Origin of the sequence: Ferdinandcohnia sp. QZ13 (genome assembly GCF_031324165.1) — a bacterium.
Lineage (GTDB): Bacteria > Bacillota > Bacilli > Bacillales > Bacillaceae_L > Ferdinandcohnia.
In genome coordinates this window covers 1,647,196-1,661,061 of sequence record NZ_JAVIVW010000001.1, presented here as the reverse complement: position 1 = coordinate 1,661,061, position 13,866 = coordinate 1,647,196, and the positions used below count along the sequence as shown (strand labels likewise).

General features: G+C 36.7%; 15 protein-coding genes. 12 read left to right on the top strand and 3 right to left on the bottom strand.

The features are described 5' to 3' along the window. Positions 1 to 27: 27 nt before the first annotated feature. The 3 genes from RGU12_RS08010 to RGU12_RS08000 all read right to left on the bottom strand — a co-directional run bounded on the left by RGU12_RS08010 (position 28) and on the right by RGU12_RS08000 (position 1,376). Entirely contained in the window at positions 28 to 252 is a 225-nt protein-coding gene (locus tag RGU12_RS08010; protein ID WP_309535610.1) for a hypothetical protein, read from the bottom strand. Between the two features lie 247 nt (positions 253 to 499). Continuing rightward, positions 500 to 1,072, bottom strand: a complete 573-nt coding sequence (locus RGU12_RS08005) for a DUF2812 domain-containing protein (protein ID WP_309535609.1) — start codon at positions 1,070 to 1,072, stop codon at positions 500 to 502. Further along, positions 1,059 to 1,376 (bottom strand): PadR family transcriptional regulator, encoded by a 318-nt coding sequence (locus RGU12_RS08000; protein ID WP_309535608.1) that lies wholly within the window; start codon positions 1,374 to 1,376, stop codon positions 1,059 to 1,061. The genes RGU12_RS08005 and RGU12_RS08000 overlap by 14 nt, the downstream gene beginning before the upstream one ends. 645 nt (positions 1,377 to 2,021) lie before the next feature. On the opposite strand from RGU12_RS08000, the gene RGU12_RS07995 reads away from it, so the two are divergent. From RGU12_RS07995 to RGU12_RS07940, 12 genes are all read left to right on the top strand, one after another. Then, positions 2,022 to 2,795 carry an SDR family NAD(P)-dependent oxidoreductase gene (locus RGU12_RS07995; protein WP_309535607.1) on the top strand — a complete coding sequence of 258 codons (774 nt, stop codon included), beginning with the start codon at positions 2,022 to 2,024 and terminating at the stop codon, positions 2,793 to 2,795. Between the two features lie 355 nt (positions 2,796 to 3,150). Then, complete coding sequence (locus RGU12_RS07990) at positions 3,151 to 3,621, top strand: RidA family protein (RefSeq protein WP_309535606.1); 471 nt, start codon at positions 3,151 to 3,153, stop codon at positions 3,619 to 3,621. A gap of 42 nt (positions 3,622 to 3,663) precedes the next feature. Continuing rightward, positions 3,664 to 4,413: an SDR family NAD(P)-dependent oxidoreductase gene (locus tag RGU12_RS07985; protein WP_309535605.1), complete on the top strand. Its 750-nt coding sequence runs from the start codon at positions 3,664 to 3,666 to the stop codon at positions 4,411 to 4,413. After that, the gene (locus RGU12_RS07980) at positions 4,401 to 5,711 is read left to right on the top strand and encodes a M20/M25/M40 family metallo-hydrolase (RefSeq protein ID WP_309535604.1); all 1,311 of its coding nucleotides are present in this window, start codon (positions 4,401 to 4,403) and stop codon (positions 5,709 to 5,711) included. Before RGU12_RS07985 ends, RGU12_RS07980 begins: the two co-directional genes overlap by 13 nt. Positions 5,712 to 5,741: 30 nt before the next feature. Continuing rightward, complete coding sequence (locus tag RGU12_RS07975) at positions 5,742 to 6,518, top strand: MBL fold metallo-hydrolase (RefSeq protein WP_309535603.1); 777 nt, start codon at positions 5,742 to 5,744, stop codon at positions 6,516 to 6,518. Positions 6,519 to 6,548: 30 nt separating this feature from the next. Continuing rightward, a complete protein-coding gene (locus RGU12_RS07970) occupies positions 6,549 to 7,490 on the top strand; it encodes a carbohydrate ABC transporter permease (protein ID WP_309535602.1) in 942 nt (313 codons plus the stop codon). Positions 7,491 to 7,493: 3 nt separating this feature from the next. Then, positions 7,494 to 8,327 (top strand): carbohydrate ABC transporter permease, encoded by an 834-nt coding sequence (locus RGU12_RS07965; protein ID WP_309535601.1) that lies wholly within the window; start codon positions 7,494 to 7,496, stop codon positions 8,325 to 8,327. Positions 8,328 to 8,348: 21 nt separating this feature from the next. After that, on the top strand, positions 8,349 to 9,437 hold the full coding sequence (locus RGU12_RS07960; RefSeq protein WP_309535600.1) for an alanine racemase: 1,089 nt from the start codon (positions 8,349 to 8,351) through the stop codon (positions 9,435 to 9,437). Beyond that, a complete protein-coding gene (locus tag RGU12_RS07955) occupies positions 9,437 to 10,528 on the top strand; it encodes an aldose 1-epimerase (protein ID WP_309535599.1) in 1,092 nt (363 codons plus the stop codon). The genes RGU12_RS07960 and RGU12_RS07955 overlap by 1 nt, the downstream gene beginning before the upstream one ends. A 15-nt stretch (positions 10,529 to 10,543) precedes the next feature. Then, positions 10,544 to 11,878: a neutral/alkaline non-lysosomal ceramidase N-terminal domain-containing protein gene (locus tag RGU12_RS07950; protein WP_309535598.1), complete on the top strand. Its 1,335-nt coding sequence runs from the start codon at positions 10,544 to 10,546 to the stop codon at positions 11,876 to 11,878. 41 nt (positions 11,879 to 11,919) lie between these two features. Further along, complete coding sequence (locus RGU12_RS07945) at positions 11,920 to 13,173, top strand: ABC transporter substrate-binding protein (RefSeq protein ID WP_309535597.1); 1,254 nt, start codon at positions 11,920 to 11,922, stop codon at positions 13,171 to 13,173. A gap of 35 nt (positions 13,174 to 13,208) precedes the next feature. Continuing rightward, a complete protein-coding gene (locus RGU12_RS07940) occupies positions 13,209 to 13,859 on the top strand; it encodes an RraA family protein (protein WP_309536285.1) in 651 nt (216 codons plus the stop codon). Positions 13,860 to 13,866: the final 7 nt, after the last annotated feature.

Below are 13,866 nucleotides of genomic sequence, written 5' to 3'. Positions count from 1 at the left end.
GAGGCTTTTTTTATATTCGGTGCAGACCTATTCGTGGTTTTGATTCTTGTTTCCTTTCCCGTTGTTTTTCTTTCTCTTATAGAGCACGTAAATCGCATTACCAGCCACCACTACTGCAAAAACGGTCAAATAGCCTATCGCAAATGTTAAGTTCAGTTCACGTTGGACGACAAAGATGGCAATAAAAGTCCCAAGAAGTGCCTGTAGAGTCATTACACTTAATCTCCACTCGGAATGTAAAAGTTTTTTCAAAATTTTTATACTCCCTTCATCTTATTTAAGTTCAAACTGTCTGTCATCCCAAAAAGTGAGTTTTCCGCCGTCGTTTCTCTTTTGTGTAATAAGTTCCTTTCCTAATTTTACCATAGATTGCTCAAGGAAATGTTAACAGCAGTGTAATTTCTATTGTGAAATCCACTGCTGTTATAGTTTATTTATTTTATATATGTTTTTTCATATGTGAGTAACTCAAAAGAGTACGGCTTATAATTACAACGCATTATTTTTCTTTTAACATTGAATACTTTCGATAAGCTTTATAGTAACTGCTACTAAAAATAACAACCAGAAGTGCCGGAGACAATTTCAAAAGGGCAAATGGAGTTTCAAATAAAAATGCCTTCCAAAATAATGAACCCTCCATACTCCAAAGACCTTCATGATATAATTCTGAATCCTTATCAAATATAAAAGAAAAGGCTAAAGACAGCATAATCGCCCCCAACCAAAATGAATAACCCATTAACCTTTTATAATAATTACTCCTTGATTCGCGATCCGAGAAGATTTCATTTTGATCATCAGCTTCTTTTTGCCAATATCGAATACCACTAAACCACGGGCCATTTATATAAATCCAACCGAAGTCTTCATAGATTCCTTTGTAATCTTCGAACTTTTTCTTGGATAAATAATCTTGATAATCCAGTCGGATCACATATCTTTTGTCGGTTTTTTCGAAAGTGTATATTCCCAATCCACTAATATTTGTGCAACGATAGCCCTTTTGTAATTGCTCGTTCAGCCATTGCTCCTCTTTTTCAATATCAAAAAACATCTTAAATTTCTTCACTCGATTCACTTCCTTCATACAGGGATAAAATATGCATTAACCTGTCTTGTTCGATTTTCAAAATGGCTCTTCCTTCCGCAGTTATCATATAAACTTTTCTCCGACCTGACTCTCCAACAGGCTCAATCCAGCCATGCTTATTCAAGTTTTCAATCGCACCGTATAATGTACCAGCTGCTAAAATAACAGTACCGTTACTTATCTGTTCGATCTTCTGCATGACGGCATAGCCATGGAGTGGCTCACGTAGAGCCAATAAAATATAATGCATGGTTTCTGACAACGGTAATAATTTATGTTTCATATCTTCACCTTCTATTCAGTTCGACTATATAGTTCAACTTAATAATAAGTTAATACAGTTCAACTGAATAGTCAACAACATTTTCAAAAATAGTCAAAGGAACTTAAAATGAAAAGCTTGATAACAAAGGATAAATCATTTTAAAAAGCTCGCTTTCCTTATGTAAGAAAGGGACCTTTGGTGTAGTCTTATTCAATTAAATGACCCGATCGTGGAAGACTGCTCTCTTTTAAAAATCAATCAAATTTGGATAACAACCAACATTTTTGTTTCTCAAAACAATGTTTTCTATCTTTTAGCACCAGAAGGCATAGACCCGCCCCATGTGTAGCATGCTCCCATATGGCTTTTCGCTACTTGAATCAACTGGTCAACATTATAGCTAATTTCTTTTGGTGGGGTTTCAACTGGTGGAGCTTCTACTTTAGCACCATCCTATTTATATTTAAATATTTAAAATAATCAAAAGATTGCGCCTAAAAGTATTGACTATGGATTAATATAGATGCTATTATGTAATAAATTAGTTAATAAAGTTACTTTAATAACTGACTTTATTAACTAAGTAAATCCTTAGTTGGTTTTTGAGTCTATAAAAACAACCAAATGTAAGCGTTAGCATTAAAAAGTGAGGGGAGGTATCATGTGGGAAGGTTAGACGGAAAAGTTGCACTTATCACCGGTGCTGGTTCAGGTATCGGAAAAGAATCGGCCATTTTGTTTGCTGCAGAGGGTGCTGTGGTTGTTGTTAACGATGTTAATGTAGCTGCTGGAGAAGCTGTTGTGCGTGAAATACGGGAGAATAATCATCAGGCTGCTTTCATCAAAGGGGATGTTACAAATCCATTAGAAGTTAAGAGTTTAGTAGAGAACATGATTAGGCAATTTAATCGGGTTGACATTCTATTTAATAATGCTGGTATAAGTGGTGTTGGTCCACTGCATGAAGTGGAATTAGAGGATTGGCAACGTGTGATGAATGTCAATGTTAATGGTGTATTTTTAGTTTCAAAATACGTGCTCCCTTTTATGATGAGTCAAAAGAGTGGATCCATTATTAACATGTCTTCTTGTTTAGCGGATATAGGATTAGCTAATAGAGCTTCATATACAGCTAGTAAAGGAGCTGTATTATCGTTAACGAAATCAATGCAGGTTGATTATGCAAAATATAATATTCGAGTAAATGCATTGATGCCAGGTACTATTTATACACCTTTTGTGGAGGATTATTTATCCAGAGATCCAAACCCAGAAGCAGCACTTGATGCAATTAAAAGAAGACAATTAAGCCAGGAATTAGGAAGACCAATCGATGTGGCATTTGCAGCGCTTTATCTTGCATCAGATGAGTCTCGATTTATGATGGGAGCCTCCTTCGTCATTGACGGTGGAGTCATAAATGGAAAGTTAAACTAAAAAATATTTCCTCAATTATCAAGGTTCTTAAAATAGGTTAAATAACTGACTTCAATTAAATAAAAGTGTAAAACTACTTAACTTTCATACATCTAACCTTATTAATAAGCAACTTCGTAATAAATCTTATATCGACCTCACAAGAAGACGCATAATCAATTACTTCAATAGATGACGCATATCCGAACCTCCATGACCGATACTCTCGCATTTGACAAAAGTAGTCATGTAACAAATGCCTTCAAAACATGTTGTTCTTTGATATTAAGATACGTATACGTTTTAAGGCTTGTTGCTTTGTATAGTAAATAACTTAGTTTTATTAACAAAATTAGTTTAAGGAGATGTTTTTTATATGTCAAAAGTAGAAGCAAGATTAAGAGAATTAGGAATTGAATTACCAGAAGCACCTAAACCAGCTGCAGCGTATGTTCCTGCAAAAACCTTCGGTAACGGTAATTTTGTGTATACATCCGGTAACGATTGCCGTGTAAACGGAAAATTAATGTATGAAGGAAAGCTTGGGATTGATTTAACGATTGAACAAGGTCAGGAGGCTGCTAGACAAACAGCAATTAACTTACTTGCTGTCCTAAAAGAGCATCTTGGCAATCTTGATCGTATTAAAAGCATTGTAAAAGTATTAGGTTTTGTAAACAGTGCACCAGGCTTTGTTGAACAGCCGTATGTAATCAATGGGGCGTCAACTTTTTTCGAAGAAGTATTTGGTGAAGCAGGCGTACATGCGAGATCAGCATTAGGAACGAGTGACCTACCTTTTAATACACCTGTGGAAATCGAAATGGTAGTTGAAATAGGAGATTAATACAAGCTTTTTTATATGGAAAATCTGATAAGGAGTGAGTTTATGCGTTTAAAAGAAAAAAAGGCAATTGTTACAGGGGCAGGACGAGGAATTGGTTTAGCCATTGCAAAGAAGTTTCTCCAAGAAGGAGCGCAGGTTGTAATTTGTGATATTAATGAAGAAAATTTAAACAAAGCGGAGGACGAACTTCGTCAATATGGCGAAGTGTACGCGAAAAAGGTAAATATTACGGACCGCTCAGAAGTAGAGTCTCTGGTTGCTTTTGCGAAAGAGAAGCTAGGGAGAATCGATGTCCTTGCAAACAATGCAGGAATCGCTCACTTTGAACCATTTCTTGAAGTGTCAGATGAATATTGGAATAAAACACTTTCAGTAAATTTAACAGGAACTTTCCTCTGCTCACAAGTTATTGCAGGAGAGATGGTAAAACAGAAATATGGTTCGATAGTAAATATGTCATCTAGTAACGGAATATTAGCTGAGGCTAATCTAGCACATTATAATGCTAGTAAAGGTGGAGTGAAGCTCCTTACGAAAACAATGGCGATTGAATTAGCTCCTTATAATATCAGAGCAAACAATGTTTGCCCTGGGTTTATCTTAACTGATCTAGCAATTGAAGGAGGGATTAGTGAGAAAGATCTAAAAGAATATACTCAAAAAATCCCTTTAAATCGTTATGGAAAGGTTGAAGAAGTTGCAAATGCGTTTTGCTTTTTAGCTTCTGATGAAGCTTCATTTATCACAGGAACAGAGCTTGTAGTAGATGGAGGTCAATTATGTCAGGAGTAGTGAATAAATCAGATACGAATTATTTAGATAAAATTGATCAATGGATTACAAATAATCAAGAAGAGATTTTTGCTTTCAATCGTTCTCTTGTCTCTATTCCAAGCCAGAATCGGTATCCTACAGGTGAAGAAAAAGAGGTACAACAATTAGTTGAAAAGACGTTAAAAGAACTTGGTTGTGATACAGATGTATTTTTACCTACTGATGTACCTGGATTAGTAGCACATCCTGCATACCTCGGGGAACGATTCTATGATGATCGTCCAAATGTCGTGGGTACAAAAAAAGGAACAGGTAATGGAAAGTCTATTATTTTTTCAGGGCATATGGATACCGTACCGGAAGGGGATGACCCGTGGTCAGTGGATCCTTTTGCTGGAGAAATTAAGGATGGAAAGCAATATGGATTAGGGTTATTTGACATGAAAGGAGGAATGGCCGCATCCATGATGGCCTTAAAACTCCTAAATGAATTAGGCATAAGGCTTAAGGGGGATGTCATCATCGAAAGTGTGGTGGATGAAGAATACGGGGGAGCGAACGGTACGCTAGCATGTCGATTAAGAGGCTATGAAGCAGATATCGCAATTGTTCCAGAACCGTCAAATATGATTGTTTGTCCTGCTGCTCAAGGAGGAAGTATGTTCAGAATTACATTTCAAGGTCGGGCAGGTAGATCCTTTAGTGGGGAAAAACTCTTAAACCCAGTTTATCCAGCTGCTAGATTTATAGAGATCTTTCGTCAATTTGAAGAAATTAGAAGTCAGGCCATACCTAACTCAAAGTATTATAAACAAAATCCAGGTCTTCCAACCTACATACAAGGTTTGAAAGCAGGGCCAATCAATCTCCCACTTTGCGATCGAGTACCTAGTGAATGTACATTGGACGTCTGGTTCCAATGCTATCCAGGTACAACCGAGGAAGAACTGCGTGAGGAGTTCGAAGCCTTCATACTGGAACAGTCAAAAGAGGATGAGTTATTAAGGATGATGCCCCCTAAAATTCAGAAACTCATTCGTTTTTTACCAGGTACTAGTATTCCAGAGAATCACGGAATCCTTGACGTCGTTAAAGAGGTGTCTGAAGAAAGTAAGGAAGAATTACTCATTGATGGTGCGCCTTTCGCATGTGATTCATTTATGTTTAATATGTACAGCAATACTCCAGCAATTATTTGGGGACCAAAGGGTGGGAATGCCCATGCGCCCGATGAATTCATTTATGTAAATGATTTTAAGAAGTTAATCAAATTGTATGCGCTAACAATAATAAAGTGGTGCGGGGTTGAGGAGTAAGGGATCATTTAAAAGGTTGGAGGAAATGAAATGGATTTAATGAATGAGATTTTAGAATTTGACGTTCAATCATCTGAGATTTCAATATGGTATTTGGCTGGGGCTGGTTTTGTATGTAAAACCCAAAATTCGCTATTTATGATGGACCCGTACCTAAATACGCTGCCAGACACAGCTGATTTAACGAGAAAACCGTTTATTCCATTTGATGCAGATAAAATTAGAAAATTAGACTTAATCTTCTCAAGTCATGAACATGATGACCATTGTGACCAAAAAACCATTGAAGCAGTTGCAAAAAATACCAAAGCTATTTTTATTGGTCCAATGTCTTCAACAAATAAAGCATCTTCATGGGGGTTCTCAGATGATCGATTGAGAAGTGTCAAAGCTGGTGATGTATTTAATATTGATCATATAAAAATTACGACACTCGAATGCTTTGACCCAGCATGTCCAGATGGGAATATCTATTTAATTGAAACGGAAGGAATTACTATGATTTATTGTGGTGATAGTTTTGGACATGAAAAATTTAAGCAGTATGGTGAGGAGTATGATATCGATATTGCATTTGTTAGTACAGCTATTAATCCTCCAGGTGTCAATTGGTACATGCCAGCAGGTGAAGCTTGTGAAGCAGTAAAAATGCTTCACCCGAAATTATTTATTCCAATGCACTGGAATATTTGGCAAGAGGCATATTTAAGTCCCTTGGAAATTCATCGAGCCGCAGTAGAAAAAAATATTGCTGATATTACACTGCTAATGGGTGTAGGTGAAAGAATCACTTATAAAAAAGGATAGGTACAAAATTCTAAATGAAGGGGGAAGAGCATGAAAGTAAATGGAACTGATGTAGAGATACCATTGTCGCAGCAAAAAGACATTCAGACGGTAAGAAAAAGGCGTAAAAAAATCGTTTTGGGACCGTATCTATGGCTCCTTCCAAGTGTCTTATTAATTTTCACGGTTGTATTATATCCAATCATTGAATTGTTGATTACCTCTGTCTCAGATATGAGTCTATCTGGTCTACGCAAGGGATTTATTGGTTTGGAAAATTTTAAAACTCTGTTTAAGGATGCAACATTCATAAAGGTGCTTAAAAATACGCTCATTTGGACCGTTGCAGTCGTTGGAATCAGCACCGTATTATCCTTAGGGATTGCTAGCTTGTTGAATCAAGAATTTCCTGGAAGACGTTTTGTACGTGCTACGTTGATTGTGCCCTGGGCGGTTTCGACGATCATTACAGCAGTAATTTGGAAATGGATTCTAGACTTCAACTACGGTACTCTCAATTTAATGTTATCAAAATTAGGGATTATCGAAAAGAATATATATTGGCTTGCAGATCCAGTTCTCTCATTTCCACTCATGATCGTTGTAGGGATATTCGTGACAATTCCTTTCACCTCATTTATTTTCTTGTCTGGATTACAATCAATTCCATCATCTTTGTACGAGTCTGCAAGTGTTGACGGGGCCAATTCCATCAAATCTTTTTTTTACATTACATTACCACAATTGAAACCGGCCCTAACAGTTAGCACTGTATTAAATACGATTTATGTTTTTAACTCCTTTCCAATTATCTGGGCAATTACAAAAGGAGATCCAATTAACCGGACAGACTTGGTAACTACATATTTATATAAACTTGCATTTCAGGAAAATAAAATGGGTGAAGCTGCAGCAGTATCGGTCATCAGTTTTATCTTACTTTTATCATTTGCCTTATTCTATTTAAAACTAGTAACTAGAAAGGGGGACTAACGAATGCATAAACCTAGAGGGATGAAAAAAGTATTTCTTATTATTACGGCTTATCTTTTAGCAACTGTCCTACTATTTCCATACTTAATAATGCTTATTACTTCATTGAAAAGTGAAAAGGAAGTTTATTCGTTACCTCCTACTTTGTTACCACAGGATTGGACATTTCAAAACTTTATCGATATATGGCACAAAATACCTTTACTAGATTATTTACTTAATTCCTTTTATATCTCAGGAGGCACAATGCTAGTGACACTTGTTTGTGCGATACCTGCAGCCTACGTGTTGGCTAGGCTAAACTTTGTAGGCAAAAAATATTATCTTTACCTGATTATTGTAACCCAAATGTTTGCTCCGATTGTTCTATTAGTCGGCTTGTTTCGAGAGATCCAGTTTTTGGGTTTAATGGATTCGATATGGGGATTAATTTTAGTAAACGCTGCGTTTAATCAGGCATTTGCTGTATGGATCCTAAATGGATACTTTTCCTCCATTCCTTATGATTTAGAAGAGGCGGCATGGTTAGATGGTTGTACGAAATGGCAGGCGCTTCGAAAAATTATTCTACCACTTGCCGTACCAGGAATTATTACGACCGTCATCTTTGTCTTTATTATGGCATGGAACGAATTCGTTGTTGCTTTAACCCTAATTTCCACAGAGACAAACAAGCCTTTAACGGTTGGAATTTATGCCTTTTTTGGAAAGTTTGATGTGAAATGGCAATACTTATTTGCTACATCTCTTGTGACAACCATACCTGCGATTGTACTCTTTTTGATGATCGAGAAGTATTTAATCAGCGGAATGACATCTGGAAGTGTAAAGCACTAGGAAGAAGAAGGAGAGATAGTTATGTTAAAGGAGTTCGATACACCAGCGTTAGTATTAAATCTTGAAGTCATGGAAAAGAACCTTCGTAGAATGTCAACGCTGGCAAAGGAAAGCGGGATAAAGTTGAGACCGCATATCAAAACACATAAAAGTCCGTATATTGCACTAAAACAAATTGAATACGGGGCGACAGGGATTACAGTTGCAAAGCTTGGAGAAGCAGAAGTGATGAGCAGACACGGAATAAAGGACATTTTAGTAGCATACCCAATCATTGGAGAAAAGAAGCTAGAAAGGTTAAAGGCCCTTGCTAAAGAAGTTAATATTATTACCTCCTTAGATAGTGTAGAGGTTGGAGAGGGAATTAATAGAGTTGGTACGGAATTAAGGAAAGAAATGCAGGTTTATGTTGAAGTGAACACAGGTTTAAATCGTATTGGAAAAGATAAAGAGAACACTGTCGAGCTTATTGAAAGATTAGCAGGCTTTGAGTATGTAACCATTAAAGGCTTGATGACTCATGCGGGACATTCGTATAAGACAAAGAACAAAGAACAATTACAAGAGATTAGTGTTCAGGAGGGGGAATACTTGGTAGCTACACAAAGATTGGTGAAAGAAAAGCTAGGTATAGACATTCCAGAAATTAGTGTTGGATCAACTCCTACCTCTTATATGGGTCATCAAGTTGCCGGGGTAACTGAAATGAGACCAGGTACCTATGTGTTCAATGATGGTACCCTAATCGAGCTAGGACTTATCGATGAAAAGGATTGTGCTCTAACCATCGTATCAACGGTAGTTAGTAAACCAGATCGTAATAGGGTAATCGTCGATGCTGGTTCAAAAACACTATCTTCTGATAAGGGTGGATTTAACCAAGGATTTGGATTAGTGAAGAATAAGGATGTTTATGTAAGCTGGTTATCTGAAGAACATGGTGTAATTGAAAGTATGGATGTAGGAGCAAATATTCAAATCGGAGAAGTAGTAGAAATCATTCCGAATCATGTTTGTCCAACGGTTAATTTAGCGGATGAGCTGATTGGATACCGCGAAGGTAAAATTGAAAGATTCATTCAAGTAGAAGCTAGAGGGAAAAACAAATAATGATACATGAAAGAAATTACGGCTGTAGGATTGAAACGGGATGGACCTACAAAGGCATGAATGCACTGGTTCTTCAAAATGAATATCTTAGGCTTTCTATGTTCGTAGATAAAGGAAGCGACATATTTGAACTTATTTACAAACCAATGGATATCGATTTTTTATGGAGGTCTCCTTCTGGAATAAGACAACCAAACTCCACTCCTTATGCTACTACACCTACTGAACATTTTATGGATTCCTATTTCGGTGGTTGGCAAGAATTATTTCCTTCAGCCAGCGGTTCTACTACTTATTTAGGAAGCTCAACTGGCTTTCATGGAGAAGTAACCTATCTACCATGGGAATACAAAATTTTAAAAGACACTTCAGAAGAAATTGAAGTACTTCTCACAACAAAAACTATTCGGACTCCATTTGAAATCAAAAAGAGAATCAAATTGAAAGCAGGTCAAAAGGTTGTCTTTATTAATGAAACGATCAAGAATCATGGAAATATCGACTTACATTATATGTGGGGACATCACCCTGCATTCGGTGCACCTTTTTTAAGTGAGGATTGTGTTCTATCCCTACCGAATTGTGAAATCATTTCGCAGAAAAAACAGGGAGATAACAATCGTTTTAGAACAAATGATACGTTCCAGTGGCCTCTTGGAAAAGACAGTCAGGGGAACCGTGTTGATATGCAAGAGATAGTTAGTATCAATGAAGGTACCTCGGATATGCTTTTTGCTCGTAATTTAAAAGAAGGATGGTTCGGTTTAACTAACCAAAATCTTGGAATTGGAATAGGGATGAGCTGGCCAGTTGAGATGTTTCCTTATATCTGGATATGGCAAGAATTTGGTGGGAACAAAAGCTACCCCTGGTACGGCAACGCGTATACTCTTGCAATTGAACCCTTTACAAGTATCCCAGAGCAAGGAATAAATGGATTACAAGAAGCGATTTTAAATAAAACAGCAAGTGTAATCAAAAAGAAACAAGAGGTAAATAAAGAATTGAAAATGGTAGTTTTTGAGGGTGATTCGAAACTAAAAAGAATTCACCCGTCTGGGGAAGTTGAATTTATAGACAAAACTAAATAAAAAGAGGTTATAAGGATGAGAGCAGGTTGTTCGAAAATTGATATCACTCCTCCGATTGGAGCGCCTATTGGAGGAAACATTAGAGAAGATAACATTTCGAGAGGTATTCATGATCCATTGTATGCAAATGTTTTATATTTAGAAAACGACAATCACTCCATATTGTTTATAGGATTAGACATTATAAATGTACATAATTCATTTACAAAAGATATCAAGGAATATCTCGAAGTTCTTTTTCAAATTCCTGTAAAGAATATCATTATTTTTGCAACACACACACATTCTGGACCAGACACCCAAATATTTAGTGAAGAAAAGCATTCGATTATACGTGAGTATTTAGAAAACCTTAAATTAAAAATTGCCAAAGCCACTGAACAATGTATGGAAAATACTTTTACGTGCCACATAGGGATTGGAACTCAATATGAAGATAGTGTTAGTTTTAACAGAAGGATATTTATGAAGGATGGGGCACTAAGGATGAATTGGGAGTCATTGAACCCAAATGATGTAGTAGGCACTAGTGGACCTATTGATCCCTCACTATATGTGATTTCTGTTAAGGATCAAGTTGGCAGAATCAGAAGTGTACTTGTAAATTTCACATTACATCCTGCCATTTTAGTAGGGAAGGAATGGAAAATATCTAGAGATTTTGTCGGTCCACTTACGGATGGACTAGAAGAAAAAATAAGTAAAGAGCTTGTCGTTTTATTTGCAAATGGTGCAGAGGGGAATATTAACCATATAAATGTTCATGATTCAAATCAAACACGTGGGTTTGAGGAGATAAAACGAATTGGCGAAGTGCTTTGCGCTAAAGTTGTGTTTACTTTAGATAAGATACAGTATTTGGAAGGCGTTGAAATAAATAGCCAAACAAAATCTATAAAACTCCCTCGCAGGAAAATATCAAAAGAAAGAGTACAAGAAGCGATTGCTCTGCTGGAGAAAGTAAACTGGAAGGTTCCCTCTTTATTGGATGGTAAACCGAAGGAAACATATGCATTAGACGAAATTTATCTCAGCAAACTTCCAGAAAGCGTATTAAAAACAGAGATTCAAACCATTCAGATTGGTGATATCTGTATTGTCGGTTTACCAGGAGAGTTTTTTGTTGAAATAGGTTTGAAAATAAAGGAGATCTCTCCTTTTTCACATACTCTTATATTTGGTTTGGCAAATGATCATGTGGGATATGTACCTACAAAACAAGCATTTAAGGAAGGAGGGTATGAAACAATTACATCTAGAACAAGCCAGCTTTTACCTGAGACAGAAGATCAGGTAATCGAACATGTCCAAGACATGCTTAATCGTTTAAATGCAAAAATAGTTGATTAATGGTACGACTATCAAATTGAACACTGAAAGGGGAAAAAGAAATGGAAAAAAAGTCTGGATTTATGAAAGTAGCGTTTGTTTTAATCCTGGTTTTCTTGCTTTTGGTTGGCTGTTCTAGTAATAGTGAAACTTCCCAAAAAGATTCAGATGGTGACGTGAAAAAAATTAAATTTGTTGCTGCTCAATATAGTGACGCGACAGAACCGTATTTACAAGGTGTAATTGACAAGTTTGAGGAAGAGAATCCGGATATTAAGGTGGAATTAGAAGTTATTGGTTGGGATGTTATAGAGCAGAAGGTAAATACAATGGTTGCTACAAATCAAACTCCTGATCTTTTAAATACATCGCAATTTGCTGCTTTTGCAGAAGATGGTTTACTTCTACCTGTTGAAGATGTAATTTCTCAAGAATTACAAGGGAAGTTTTACGAATCCTTTTTTAATGCAAATACAGTAGATGGTAAAGTATATGCGCTTCCTTTCTTAGCCTCTATCCGGGGTCTGTTCTATAACAAGGATCTTTTTGAAGAGGCAGGAATTAAAGAAGCTCCAAAAACATGGAAGGAGCTTGTTGAAGTAAGTAAAAAGATTAAAGAGAAAACGGGTAAAGACGGATTTGGTATCCCAATGACAAACTTTGAAGGTCAGGCTTATTTTTCATACTTCACATGGGGAAATGGTGGAGGTTGGAAAAAGGATGACAAATGGGCTTTGAATTCTCCTGAAAACGTGGAAGCTCTTGAATTTATGAGCGAATTAGTTCACGAACATAAAGTCACGAATCCAGAACCAACAGCTATTAACCGTGATGAAATGCATAAGGTATTTGGATCTGGGGAGCTAGGTATGATGATCTCAGCTAACTTCTTACCAACGATTTTAGCAAAGGATGCTCCAGACTTGAACTATGGTGTATCAACAATACCAGTAAACGATGGGAAAGATCCATTTAACTTGGGTGTTGAAGACGTGTTAATGGTGTTTAAGTCAACAAAACATCCAGATGCTGTAGGAAAGTTTTTAGAGTACTTTTATTCGGCTGAAAATCATGAGCAGTTTATGAAAAATGAAGGAATGTTGCCAGTCATTGAAGAAGTAGGAGAGAGTATGGCTAGTAAAGATCCAGAAAAGGCAACATTTATAGAACAACTACCAGTTGCGAAATTTTATCCCACTACTGACCCAACATATACGGAGGTACGGTTAGGTGCAATTAAAGCAACCCAACAAGTGCTACTAAAAGAGTTATCAGCGAAAGAAGCATTAGATGCATTGCAAGCAGAAATTGAATAAACAAAAATTGATAGGAGTGGAGTGAATTGCCAAAAATGACGGAAAATTTGAATCTCTTACAAGAACAATTATATAGTGCTGTTTTAGTGGATATATTAGATGAGCTTGGGTACAGAAACCAGGGTATGGACCATACCATTCGACCTGTAGATCCTTCTTTTAAAATAGTAGGTTATGCCTTTACCATTCTAGCTACAGACGTCTACGAAATACCTAAAGAGCCATATAAGAAGGAACTGCAAGCCATTGATGAGTTAAAACAAGATCATGTCGTTGTAGCGACGACAAATGGATCTACAAGCAGTGGATTCTGGGGGGAACTATTAAGTACAGCAGCACAGGTCAAGGGATCAAGAGGAGCTGTAATAGACGGGTTAACAAGAGATAGTGAAAAAATAAGAGAAATAGGATATCCTGTCTTTGCAAGAGGGTATAGTCCATATGATTCAAAAGGAAGAACCGATGTAATAGACTATAATGTCCCAATTAAGTGCGGAAATATTCTCGTATTTCCAGGTGACTTAGTATTTGCAGACCATGATGGAATCGCTGTAGTTCCCAAACAATTAATAGAACCCGTATTGCAAAAGGCATTAGAAAAAGTAAATGGTGAAAATGAAATGAGGAAGGCTTTACAGAACGGTATGGGTGTAGTAAGTGCCTTTAATAAATATGGTATTTTGTAAACTAAGT